Source organism: Bisbaumannia salifodinae, assembly GCF_055388505.1.
Genome location: NZ_AP043781.1, coordinates 2,611,565 through 2,623,089, shown reverse-complemented (window position 1 = coordinate 2,623,089; position 11,525 = coordinate 2,611,565). Strand labels below are relative to the sequence as shown.

The following is an 11,525-nucleotide window of genomic DNA, read 5'->3' as shown; positions in this document are numbered from 1 at the left end:
GGCGGGTTGCGACACGCACGCAGCCGGCCACCGTTTACGCCTGACGACCATAGCGAGTGGGAACCACCTGATCCCATGCCGAACTCAGCAGTGAAACCGCTCAGCGCCGATGGTAGTGTGGGGTCTCCCCATGCGAGAGTAGGTCATCGTCAGGCACTTATTCAGAAACCCCAGCCAATGGCTGGGGTTTCGTCGTTCAGGGGCCTCCCATGGAGAGTAGCGGAACGCCGCCCGGATCCTCGTCAGGCACTTATTCAGAGAAAACCCCAGCTTCTAACGAGGCTGGGTTTTTTATGATTTCTGAAATCTGATTCGAGGGCGTGGCCGGGGCCATCGCGACCGGCTTTGCCTGGACGGCGAAGGTGCTGGGCTCCTATTTTCAGTGGCTGCTGCTGGTGACCTTCTTCGTGGCCGTCGGGGTGGCGTTATCGCCGGCCGCACGCGCCCGGGTGGGAAATCTCGACAGCCCGGAGATAAGTACCTTCAAGTGGCTGTCGATCATCATGTGCACCCTGCTGGCCGGGGGAGGGGTCTTCTTCGCCGCCGGTGAGCCTATCTACCACTTCGTGGTGACGCCGCCGGCCTTCGAGACCGAGGCGGGCAGCGTCGAGGCGGTGAGTGGTGCCCTGGCGCAATCCTTTATGCACTGGGGCTTCCTGGCCTGGGCGGTACTGGGTTCCCTGACCGCCGTGGTGTTGGCCCATGCCCACTACGTTTGCGGGCTCCCCCTGCAGCCGCGTACCCTTCTGGTGCCGGTCCTCGGCGAGCGTTTGATGCGCGGCCCCCTGGGAGGGGTGGTGGATGCCTGCTGCGTGATCACCGTGGTGGCGGGGACCGTGGGGCCGATCGGCTTCCTGGCCACCCAGGTCAGCTTCGGTCTGCATGAGTTGGTGGGGATCTCCCAGGGCTATGGCACCCAGTTGATCATCCTCGCCGTGCTGGCCAGTGTCTATGTGGCCTCGGCGATGAGCGGCATCCAGCGGGGAATTCAGCTGTTGAGTCGCTTCAATGTCCTCCTGGCCCTGGCCATCGCCCTGGTGATCTTCTTTTTCGGGCCGACACTGTTCCTGATCAATGCCTATACCCAGAGCATGGGGGCCTATGTCACCTCCTTCTTTACCATGGCCACCATGACCGCGGAGACGGCGCCGGCCTGGTGGATGCAGTGGTGGACGGTGTTCTTCTTCGCCTGGTTTATCGGCTATGGACCGCTGATGGCGATCTTCGTGGCGCGGATCTCCCGGGGGCGCACCATTCGCCAGATGATCCTGGCCGTGGCCGTGTTGGCGCCTATCGCCACTACGCTATGGTTCACCCTGCTGGGGGGCTCGGGCATTCACTATCAACTGAGCGGCGCCATCGATCTTACCGAGGCGCTGAATAACTTCCAGTTCGACGTGGCGACCCTGACCGTGGCCCAAGCCTTGCCGGGAGGCGCCGGGATGGCTCTGGCGATCCTGCTGCTGACCTCTATCTTCGTGGCCACCACCGGGGACTCCATGAGTTACTCGATCTCGGTAGTGGCTACCGGCCACGATGCACCGAGTCCGATGGTTCGCGCCTTCTGGGGTATCGCCATGGCGCTGATGGCGGCCATTCTGCTCTATATGGGAGCGGGCCAGATCGGCGCCCTGCAGCAGTTTATCGTGATCACCGCGATCCCGGTCTCCCTGGTGCTGCTGCCTTCACTCTGGACCGGGCCCCAGGCGGCCCTGGCCATGGCGCGTGAGCAGGGCATCCTCCTGGACCAGTAACAGCTCAGATGCGCATGCGAAGACGCCCGGCCATTGGCCGGGCGTCTTGCGTTGGGGGAGTGATTAACTCGCCTCCCCTGATCGAGCGCATCAAGGAGGGGATTAGCCCATGCCCTGATCGATCATGGCATCGGCAACCTTGCGGAAACCCGCGCAGCTTGAGAGGGCGCCCAGTATGGGGGAGGTGGTTTACCCCACGCCCTGCTCGATCATGGCATCGGCAACCTTGCGGACACCCGTGCCGCTTGAGAGGGCGCCCAGTATGGGGGAGGTGTTTACCCCACGCCCTGCTCGATCATGGCATCGGCGACCTTGCGGACACCCGTGCCGCTTGAGAGGGCGCCCAGTATGGGGGAGGTGGTTTACCCCATGCCCTGATCGATCATGGCATCGGCAACCTTGCGGACACCCGTGCCGCTTGAGAGGGCGCCCAGCATGGGGGAGGTGTTTACCCCACGCCCTGCTCGATCATGGCATCGGCGACCTTGCGGACACCCGTGCCGCTTGAGAGGGCGCCCAGTATGGGGGAGGTGGTTTACCCCATGCCCTGATCGATCATGGCATCGGCAACCTTGCGGAAACCCGTGCCGCTTGAGAGGGCGCCCAGTATGGGGGAGGTGTTTACCCCACGCCCTGCTCGATCATGGCATCGGCGACCTTGCGGAAACCCGCAATGTTCGCGCCCAGCACCAGGTTATGGGGCTGGCCGAACTCCTTGGCGGTGTCGGCACAGCGCTGGTAGATATCGGCCATGATGGACTGCAGCTTCTCGTCCACCTTCTCCAGGCTCCACTGTTGCATGCTGCTGTTCTGGGCCATCTCCAACTGACTGGTGGCCACGCCGCCGGCATTGGCGGCCTTGCCGGGACCGTAGTCGATGCGCGCCTCCAGGAAGCGATCCACGGCGCCGGCGGTGGAGGCCATATTGGAGCCTTCACTGATGGCGCGCACACCATTGGCCAGCATCGCCTCGGCGTCCGCTTCGGTCACTTCGTTCTGGGTGGCGGAGGGGAAGGCCAGCTCGCCCGGGATGCGCCATACCGCATGGCCGTCGGACGGATAGTCCTGGGCATCGATATAGGTGGCATCCGGATGATGCTCCACGTATTCACGCAGGGAGGTGCGCTTGACCTCCTTGAGCAACTTGAGGGTATCGAGCTGGATGCCACTCGGGTCATGGATGCTGCCCTGGGAGTCGGAGCAGGTCACCGGGCGGGCGCCGAGCTGGTAGAGCTTCTCGATGGTGTAGATGGCCACGTTGCCGGCGCCGGAGACCAGGCAGGACTTGCCGTCGAGGGTGTCGCCGCGGGCGGCCAGCATGTTCTGGGCGAAATAGACCGCGCCATAGCCGGTCGCTTCCTTGCGGCCCAGGGAGCCACCCCAGTTGAGGCCCTTGCCGGTCAGCACGCCTTCGTAGCGGCCGGTCAGGCGCTTGTACTGGCCGAACAGGTAACCGATCTCGCGGCCGCCGACGCCGATATCTCCGGCCGGCACATCGGTGGTGGGGCCGATATGGCGATAGAGTTCGTTCATAAAGGCCTGGCAGAAGCGCATGATCTCACGATCCGACTTGCCCTTGGGGTCGAAATCGGAGCCGCCCTTGCCGCCGCCGATGGGCAGGCCGGTCAGGGCATTCTTGAAGATCTGCTCGAAGCCCAGGAACTTGATGATGCCGGCGTTGACGCTGGGGTGAAAGCGCAGGCCACCCTTGTAGGGGCCGAGTGACGAGTTGAACTGGATGCGGTAGCCCTTGTTCACCCGCACCTTACCGCTGTCGTCCTGCCAGCAGACCCGGAACATGATCTGGCGCTCGGGCTCGACGATACGCTCGATGATGCTGTGATCGTGGTAGTGGGGGTCCTTGTCGAGCAGGAGGCGCAGGCTATCGAGGACCTCTTCGGCGGCCTGGTAGAACTCGGTTTGGGCGGGGCTGGTGCGCTTGAGGCGTTCCAGGGTGTCGTGCACGTAGGGCATGGGGGTGTCCTGTCGGTGGCGCTAAGAGTGAGCGACCGCATGGGATCGCTATCGTTATGAAAAGACTTTTCACTTGGCGCACCAATATAATGCAATGCACCCTTATGCAGCAACTGTATGGGTTATGCGGGGAATGTACGGCAATATGAGCCAAAATCACTTCAATTCCCCGAAATAGTCTGCACCAATGTAATGCATCGAGTGTTTTTCATAGATGGTTTTTCAACGATGGGCGAGGTGAGGAACGACTCTGGTAGACTGTTCTCGTCCGTTGATTTCGCTGGAGGCGTTCGTGACCCTGACCACCCCGGCCCTGTTGTTTCCGGCCATTTCCCTGCTGCTGCTTGCCTATACCAATCGCTTCCTGACCCTGGCCCAGTTGATTCGCAAGCTGGCCGATGAGGAGCGGGATCAGCACCACGAAGTGGCCGCCCGGCAGATCCTGATGCTGCGGCAGCGCATCAGCCTGACCAAGCGCATGCAACTGGCCGGGGTGTTGAGCTTCCTGCTCTGCACCCTGTCGATGTTCGCGCTCTTTCTCTCCCTGGAAATGCTGGGCATGGTGTTGTTCGGCATCAGTCTGTTGAGCCTGTCGGTGTCACTGATCTTCTCCTTGTGGGAGGTCACCATCTCGACCAATGCCCTGAACGTGCAGCTGCAGGATATCGAGGCCCTCAAGCAGTCCCGGGGCTCGCGGCGTTGACCTCGACGTGGTGGCGATGGGCGCTTAGACTTGGCGGCCCTACAACAGGAGGTCGCCGTGATTCCCCAGCATCTGCTGCTCTTGTGTCGTCCCGGTTTCGAGCATGATCTGGCCGCCGAGGTCAGCGACAAGGCCGCCGCCCTGGGCTGGGCCGGCGAGACGACGTTTGCCGCCAATGGAGGCGTGGTCGATTTCCGGGGCGCTGGTGAGACGCCGATCAATGGCCTGCACCGTGAATTACCCCTGGCCGACCTGGTCTTTGCCCGCCAGTCCCTGGTGGCGCTACCTCCCCTGGTCGGGCTCTCTCGGGAGGACCGCCTGTCGCCGATCCTCGAGCAGGTCCAGGCCAGCGGCTGGAGCTTCGAGTCGATCTGGCACGAGACGCCGGACACCAACGACGGCAAGGCCCTGGTGGGGCTTAGCAAGGCGCTGGATCGGCCCCTGACGTCGCTGCTCAAGAAGCGCGGTGCCCTGCGTCGCAAGGCCGGCGGGCGGCGCCTGCACCTGCTGTGGACGGCGGGGGATGCGGTGCAGCTCGGTATCAGCTTCCCCGGCAATCGCAGCGAGCATCCCGGGGGGATCGTGCGCTTGCGCTTCCCCAAGGCGGCGCCGAGCCGCTCGACCCTCAAGCTGGAGGAGGCCTGGCACTGCTTCGTGCCCCGGGAGGAGTGGCCGGTGCGGCTGTACGAGGGCATGCAGGCGGCGGATCTCGGCGCGGCGCCCGGTGGCTGGACCTATCAGTTGGTGGCCCGTGGCATGCACGTCTACGCCATCGACAATGGCCCCATGGACAAGGCGCTGATGGCCAGCGGCCAGGTGGAGCACCTGCGCGAGGATGGTTTCGTCTGGGAGCCGCCGGGGCGCCTGGATTGGCTGGTCTGCGATATCGTCGACAAGCCGGCGCGGGTGATGGCGATGATCGAACGCTGGTTGCTGCGGCGCTGGTGTCGTGAGGCGGTATTCAATCTCAAGCTGCCGATGAAGCGGCGCTGGCAAGAGGTGGCGCGCTGCCTGGCGCATCTGGAGGCGAGCCTGGGCGAGGCGGGGGTCAGGGCCGAGCTGCGATGCCGCCACCTCTACCATGATCGGGAAGAGGTGACGGTGCATGTGCGCCTGCTGGACTGAGTCCGTTACCGGCGAGGGTGGTCGGCCTCAGTAATGCTCGTAGATGCGGATATGCTCGTCCTCGGTGAGCAGCGGCAGGATATGCTGCATGGCCTGCTGCCGCTCTGGACTGTTCTGCCAGTCACTCCAGGCGCTCAAGTCGCGCCACTGGGTGATCAGCAGGCGATGCTCCGGATGGTGGCGTTCGCGTAGGCTCTCCCCGGCGATAAAGCCGCGGGCATTGATGGAGGCACGCATGGCTTCCCGGGCCGCGGCATCGTATTCTTCTTCGAGCCCCGGCATGATCCGGCGCTCGATGATGATCTTGATCATGTTACAGCTCCCTATCCGGCTGGCCAAGCCGGCGACGACGTTCGAGGATACTCATGGCCGATATTGCCAATGACCTGCCCAAGGCGGATGCGCATCTGGACACCAGTGGACTCTATTGTCCCGAGCCGATCATGCTGATGCATAACCGGGTGCGTGACATGCGACCGGGGGAGGTGCTGGCGGTGACCGCCACCGATCCCGCCACCACCCGCGATATCCCCAAGTTCTGCAGCTTCCTGGGTCATGAATTGATCCACCAGTCCGAGCAGGGCGACACCTACACCTATCTTATCCGCTTGGGCTGAGGGTGCGCCATGGGGCGGCGTTAACGCCGCCTCTCGCCTACTTGGCCACCATCAGGGCCAGGGCCTCCAGGGTCACCGGATCCTCCTCCTTGATGCGGTTGGCGATCACCCGCTGGAAGAAGTAGACCACCCGGTGGCGGCTATGCCCCGGGTAGAGGCAGTCGTCGCCCATCAGCACCGGGGTGGAGGCGACGCGGTTCTCGTCGACCAGCAGGGCTTCCACCTCACCGTTGCTGTAGAGCCGCCAGCCGAATACCTGCTTGAGTTGCCAGGGGGTGTCGTCGTCGTCCATGCACAGGGCGTGGGTGCCCTGGTTATCGGGGAGTTGCTGGATCAGGGTGGTCTCGCCGGTCTCCTCGTAGTCGAAGTAGGCGGCGGCATGCTCGAGTTCGAAGACCTTGTGTTCGGGAGGACTGTAGAAGATTTCTTCGGTCTCCGGGTCCCGGTAGCCGATGAAGTGGCCATGCTCGGGGTCGTCGAGCTCATGGCAGGGGGTCAGGGCCTCCATCCAGGGCACCAGGCCCACGACTTCGCCATCCTCGCGAAGGCCCCAGGCCAGCAATGGCATGCCGTAGAGGGTGTCGGGGTCCGAGGCCAGGCGATAGAGCATCTCCAGGCCGTCGAGTTCGGGACAAAGGCGCAGCAATCGGCGCTTGGCCAGTTGCCGTTGTCGCATGGTCTCCAGGTCGATGACCTGGGCGGAGCGGGGGGACAGTGGGATACCCATGATTACCCTCCTTGCACGGCGTGGTCACGGCATCGGGTCGACCCCTGGGTCGCCCGCGAAGCGCCTCGGTTCACTATTAGCACAGTCGCTAGTGGAAAGTTAAGCCCCTTGATCCAGTCCGCAGGCCTGGCGGAGTCGATCCCAGAGTGCCTCGTGGGTGGCGTGGGCGGCCTGGAACTCGGCCCAGGGGGTGTCCGGGGTCTCCAGGGAGAACCAGCGTCGGTGATAATCCCGGATCGGGGCCCGGGCCACCTCATGGGCGTCATAGAGCCGATCCAGGGCGCCGAACCAGGCTTCAGTCTGCTCCGCCAGGGTGGTGATAAAGGGCTGAACCCGGGAGTTCAGCGGCTCCTCGCTGACCCGCCGCAGGGCATCGCGGTGCTCGCAGGCGGCGCCCTGGTGTAATTGCCTGGCCAGCAGGGCGTTGGTCTCCGCGAGGCGTTGATTGGTCAGCATCAGGGTGCGCAATAGCCGCGCGCTGAGCGGGCTCTCCTGGAGGGTCTTGAGGTGGCCCTCCAGGGTCGAGGTGTCCAGTTGCCAATCGCGATTGAACTGGTTGCGGGTCGCCGTCTCCAGGTAGTCCAGGGCGGCCAGGTGGGGGGCCAGGTCAGCGACCCCCCGGGGGGCCAGGGGGCGGCTGGCGCGGGAGAAGTTGCCGACCCATTCGCTGGAGCCGAGCAGGGTATTCCAGCCGACCCGGGCCAGCTGTTCGCCCTTGGTGGTGGTGAGGCGCTCGAGGCGCGCTCGATCCGCCTCGCCGAGTTCCTCGGCCACCTCGCTCTCCCGGCAGGCCTCCAGGCGCCGCCATAGCTCCAGTTCGTAGTGCCAGCGCTGGCTGGGTGGGGCGACACGGCCCAGGGTGCTGTTGCGCTCCGCCACCAGGGTGGTGATATGGCAGCGTCGCAGGGCATGCACATCGAGCAGCCCCTCGCGGGTCTCGGGAATCTCGAAGAGGCGCTCGCCCGGCTCGGGGAAGGCCGGGATATTGTCCGGCGGTGAGGGGCTGGGGGGTGGCGTGGCCAGGGCCTCGGCGAGCCGGCGCTGGTAGTCCACCAGCAGGGTGTCGCTGGCGCCCTGGCGGTCGCAGCCGGCCGACAGCAGGGCGGCTGCGATCATGGCAATCCTAGTCGCTTTGAGCCACATGGCGTCGTCCGTCGCTGACGGCCCGGCTGATCGCCTGCAGGCGCCAGCCCAGCAGCAGGGCCGCCACGCTCAGGCCGGCCACCAGACCGATCCAGTAGCCGTGCACGCCCAGCGGCTCCAGCCAGGGGCCCAGGCCGCGGGTGCCGAGCCAGTGGCCCCCGGCCAGCCCCACCAGCCAGTAGGAGATCAGGGTGAAGACCATGATGATGCGGGTGTCCTTGTAGCCGCGCAGGGCGCCGGCCATGGTCACCTGCAGCGAGTCCGAGACCTGATAGAGCATGGCCAGTACCACCAGGGAGAGGGCCAGGCGTTGCACCTCGGTATTGTGAGTGTAAAGGGCGATCACCGGTTCCGCGCCGAACCAGATGATCAGGTTGTTGAACAGCGCGATCCCCAGGCACACGGCGATGCCGTTCCAGGCCACGAAGCGTGCCCCCCGCAGGTTACCCGTTCCCAGGGTATTGCCGACCCGCACCGTCAGCGCCATGCCCAGCGACAGCGGCAGCATAAAGAGAATCGAGGTGAAGTTGAGCGCCACCTGGTGAGCCGCCACCGTCACCTCGCCGAAGCTGGCCACGAAGAGGGCGATCAGGGTAAAGAGGGTCACCTCGACGAAGATGGCCACGCCGATGGGGACCCCGACGACGAGCAGTTGCCGGATCAGGCGCCAGCTCGGCGGGGTGGGGGCGTGCCATAGCTCGATTTCGCGGAAGGTGCGGCTGCGCTGGGTGTAACGGCACATGGTCAGCCCCATGACCCACATGGAGAGCGCCGTGGCGATGCCGCAGCCCCAGGCGCCCAGTGCCGGCAGTTGCTGGATCGGCGTCGGTAGCCAGCCGCCGAACAGCCCGGTGAGGCCGGCGCCGCCGTAGATCAGCACGAAGTTACTGGGGATATTCACGCCCAGGCCCACCAGGCTGATGGTCAGGGAGGGACGGGTATGGTTCATGCCGTCGGAGAAGGCGCGCAGGGCCTGGAAGAGGGCCACCCCGGGCATGCCGAAGGCCACCGCCGACAGATAGGCCGCCGAGAGCTCCGCTACCGCCTCGGGAACCCCCATCAGGCGGAAGATCGGCATCACCGCGAACCACAGCAGCAGGGCGCCGATCAGCCCCAGGCAGAGTGCCACCCACAGCGCCTGGTGCACATTGGGGCGAATCCGCGCCTGGCGCCCGCCCCCCAGCAGTTGGGCGACGATGGGGGTAAGGCCCATCAGGGTGCCGGTCATGAACAGCATCAACGGCATCCATAGACTCGACCCCACCGAGACCGCGGCCAGGTCCGTGGCGCTCTGGCGCCCGGTCATCATCACATCGGTGACGCCCATGCCGGCCTGGGCCAGTTGGGCGCCACAGATTGGCAGGGCGAGACGCATCAATAGCGAGGTCTCCCGCCGGCTGCTGGCCAGCGGGGAGGAAGCGTGGCGTGCCAAGGTCGAACTCCTTTTAACAGGGCGTTCCGATAACGCCTGTCCATTCGGGCAAGACGGCCTAGTTTAGCAATAGCCGAGGATATTCGTCGCCGTCCCCGATCCCTATAATGTGGCCCATTTGCCAGCCGAGGAGAGACCGTGGAGCACCGCCTCGACGACGTGATCGCCCTGTTCGATGGGCTCTTCGCCGATACCTATGCGACCCGCCTGGTGCGCGGCGGCGACGAGCCGCTCTACCGCCCCGCGGATGCGCACTGCCCCTACCATCGGGTGATCTTCGCCCGGGGCTTCTATGCCAGTGCCCTGCACGAGATCAGCCACTGGTGTATCGCCGGGGCCCGGCGGCGCCAGCAGGAGGACTATGGCTACTGGTACCTGCCCGATGGCCGCGATGCCGAGCAGCAGCGCGCCTTCGAGGCGGTGGAGGTGGCGCCCCAGGCCCTGGAGTCGCTGTTCGCCGCGGCGGCCGGTCGCGACTTCCACGTCAGCGTCGATAACCTGGGGGAGGTGGCGGTGGATCGCCAGGCCTTCCAGGCCCGGGTAGCGGCGCGGGCCGGGCGCTATCTCGAGGAGGGGTTGCCGCGCCGCGCCGCGGCCTTCCGCGCGGCCCTGACGGCCTACTATCGCCAGGGCCGGTCGCGGGAGGCGGCCATCGCCTGCGGGCGAGCCTTGCTGGCCGCCGAGGCGCTGCCCGCCTAGTCCCCCTCGCCAAGGCGCTGATGCAGGGCCAGCATCACCTGCACCTCCTGGTCGGCGCGCAGCGGCTCCAGGCCCAGTTCGCCGAACAGCTCATTGCGGCGGCGGATCCACTCGCCGCTGGGCAGGTCGGGGTAGAGGGACTCCGCCGGGGCCAGCTCCACGAAGGGGTCGAGGCCGAACGCATCGAACAGCCGCACCAGGGCCGATTCGTCGTCGCTGACGCCGGCGGTGAGCAGGGTCTGGCTGAAGTGGTCATTCTCCAGCTCGCGGATCACGTCCAGGGGGCTGACCCCCAGCCCCTCCAGCTCCTCCAGGCTGTAGTCCCCCAGTGCCACCAGTTCGTCATTCAGCCAGCTGTCGTCGGGCTGGATCAGGGTGTGCTTGACCTGCCCATCGGGCAGGCTCCAGGCGATGGCCAGGGGCAGGCCGCCATCCTCACCGGTCTCGACGGCGATAAAGCCAGGAAAGTCGGCCATCTCAGGGTTCCTCTTCGGGGCAGGGCAGGGCAAAGAAGGCCCGGGCCGTGGCGCTGGTGGCCTCGGCCAGGGTCGCCGGGGACTCGCCGCGCCAGTGGGCGATCTCGTCCAGGATAAAGGGTAGCAGCGCCGGCTCGTGGCGCCGGCCCTTGAGCTTGGCGGGCAGGTTGCGCGGCAGCAGGTAGGGGCAATCGGTCTCCAGCATCAGGCGGCTCGCGGGAATGTCCCGCACCAGCTCGCGCAGATGGTGGCCGCGCCGCTCGTCGCAGATCCAGCCGGTCAGGCCGATATGCAGGTCGAGGTCCAGGTAGCGGTGCAGAGTGGCCCGCTCGCCGGTAAAGCAGTGCACCACCGCCTGGGGAATGTCGTCCCGCCAGTGGCTCAGCATCTCGGTCATGCGCCGCCCGGCGTCCCGCTCATGGATAAACAGCGGCAGGCGGCGCTCGGCGGCCTGCTGCAGCTGCGCCTCGAAGGCACGCTCCTGCTCGGCGGGGGTGGAGAAGTTGCGGTTGAAATCGAGGCCGCACTCGCCCACCGCCACCACCTCGGGGTGGGCGTGGAGCGCCGCCATGGCCTGGGCCAGCTCGCCATTCCAGCGGCTGGCATCATGGGGGTGGACCCCGGCGGTGGCATAGCAGCCGGGGATCTCCCGGGCCAGGGCCACCGCCTGTTCGGCATGCTCCCGATCGGTGCCGGTGAGGATCAGGGTGGTGACATTGGCCGCCCGGGCGCGCTGGATCACCGCATCGCGATCGCGGGTGAAGCTCTCGTGGGTCAGGTTGGCGCCAATATCCACCAGCGGCGCCGGGGCGCGCCGGCGCAGCGCCTCGGGCAGAACGTCATCGAAGTCGGCCAAGGCCAGAGTCTCCTTGCTG

At 65.8% G+C, this 11,525-nt stretch carries 11 protein-coding genes, 1 rRNA gene and 1 pseudogene; 6 read left to right on the top strand and 7 right to left on the bottom strand.

What is annotated here, in order from left to right; translation table 11 throughout:
- Positions 1-39 precede the first annotated feature (39 nt).
- Together rrf and ACZ5EF_RS12250 are read left to right on the top strand one after the other, a co-directional pair.
- Positions 40-155 (top strand): 5S ribosomal RNA (gene rrf / locus ACZ5EF_RS12255).
- A gap of 165 nt (positions 156-320) precedes the next feature.
- Positions 321-1,754 (top strand): annotated as a pseudogene (locus ACZ5EF_RS12250) (BCCT family transporter); the annotation flags it as partial.
- Positions 1,755-2,375: 621 nt separating this feature from the next.
- Here the strand turns inward: ACZ5EF_RS12250 and gdhA are convergent.
- Positions 2,376-3,728, bottom strand: coding sequence for an NADP-specific glutamate dehydrogenase (gene gdhA / locus ACZ5EF_RS12245; protein ID WP_346062049.1), 1,353 nt, complete (start codon positions 3,726-3,728; stop codon positions 2,376-2,378).
- 292 nt (positions 3,729-4,020) lie between these two features.
- Between gdhA and ACZ5EF_RS12240 the strand changes: the two genes are divergently transcribed.
- A complete protein-coding gene (locus ACZ5EF_RS12240; RefSeq protein WP_346062050.1) occupies positions 4,021-4,431 on the top strand; it encodes a DUF2721 domain-containing protein in 411 nt (136 codons plus the stop codon).
- 57 nt (positions 4,432-4,488) lie between these two features.
- On the top strand, positions 4,489-5,556 hold the full coding sequence (rlmM, locus tag ACZ5EF_RS12235) for a 23S rRNA (cytidine(2498)-2'-O)-methyltransferase RlmM (RefSeq protein WP_346062051.1): 1,068 nt from the start codon (positions 4,489-4,491) through the stop codon (positions 5,554-5,556).
- Positions 5,557-5,583: 27 nt separating this feature from the next.
- On the opposite strand, the gene ACZ5EF_RS12230 is transcribed toward rlmM, so the two are convergent.
- A complete protein-coding gene (locus tag ACZ5EF_RS12230; protein WP_346062052.1) occupies positions 5,584-5,868 on the bottom strand; it encodes an antibiotic biosynthesis monooxygenase family protein in 285 nt (94 codons plus the stop codon).
- 53 nt (positions 5,869-5,921) lie between these two features.
- Between ACZ5EF_RS12230 and tusA the strand changes: the two genes are divergently transcribed.
- Entirely contained in the window at positions 5,922-6,173 is a 252-nt protein-coding gene (tusA, locus tag ACZ5EF_RS12225) for a sulfurtransferase TusA (RefSeq protein ID WP_346062053.1), read from the top strand.
- Positions 6,174-6,210: 37 nt separating this feature from the next.
- On the opposite strand, the gene ACZ5EF_RS12220 is transcribed toward tusA, so the two are convergent.
- From ACZ5EF_RS12220 to ACZ5EF_RS12210, 3 genes are all read right to left on the bottom strand, one after another.
- Complete coding sequence (locus tag ACZ5EF_RS12220; RefSeq protein WP_346062054.1) at positions 6,211-6,900, bottom strand: hypothetical protein; 690 nt, start codon at positions 6,898-6,900, stop codon at positions 6,211-6,213.
- A 99-nt stretch (positions 6,901-6,999) separates the two neighbouring features.
- A complete protein-coding gene (locus tag ACZ5EF_RS12215) occupies positions 7,000-8,016 on the bottom strand; it encodes a DUF3080 family protein (protein WP_346062055.1) in 1,017 nt (338 codons plus the stop codon).
- A gap of 7 nt (positions 8,017-8,023) precedes the next feature.
- Complete coding sequence (locus ACZ5EF_RS12210; RefSeq protein WP_346062159.1) at positions 8,024-9,418, bottom strand: MATE family efflux transporter; 1,395 nt, start codon at positions 9,416-9,418, stop codon at positions 8,024-8,026.
- A 195-nt stretch (positions 9,419-9,613) separates the two neighbouring features.
- Here ACZ5EF_RS12210 and ACZ5EF_RS12205 point away from each other — a divergent pair, with 195 nt between their 5' ends.
- Positions 9,614-10,174 carry an elongation factor P hydroxylase gene (locus ACZ5EF_RS12205; protein WP_346062056.1) on the top strand — a complete coding sequence of 187 codons (561 nt, stop codon included), beginning with the start codon at positions 9,614-9,616 and terminating at the stop codon, positions 10,172-10,174.
- Here ACZ5EF_RS12205 and ACZ5EF_RS12200 read toward each other — a convergent pair.
- Both ACZ5EF_RS12200 and ACZ5EF_RS12195 read right to left on the bottom strand, forming a co-directional pair.
- Positions 10,171-10,650 carry a hypothetical protein gene (locus tag ACZ5EF_RS12200; RefSeq protein WP_346062057.1) on the bottom strand — a complete coding sequence of 160 codons (480 nt, stop codon included), beginning with the start codon at positions 10,648-10,650 and terminating at the stop codon, positions 10,171-10,173. The two genes, ACZ5EF_RS12205 and ACZ5EF_RS12200, sit on opposite strands and share 4 nt — an antisense overlap.
- A gap of 1 nt (position 10,651) precedes the next feature.
- Positions 10,652-11,512 carry a TatD family hydrolase gene (locus ACZ5EF_RS12195; protein ID WP_346062160.1) on the bottom strand — a complete coding sequence of 287 codons (861 nt, stop codon included), beginning with the start codon at positions 11,510-11,512 and terminating at the stop codon, positions 10,652-10,654.
- Between the last annotated feature and the right edge of the window lie 13 nt (positions 11,513-11,525).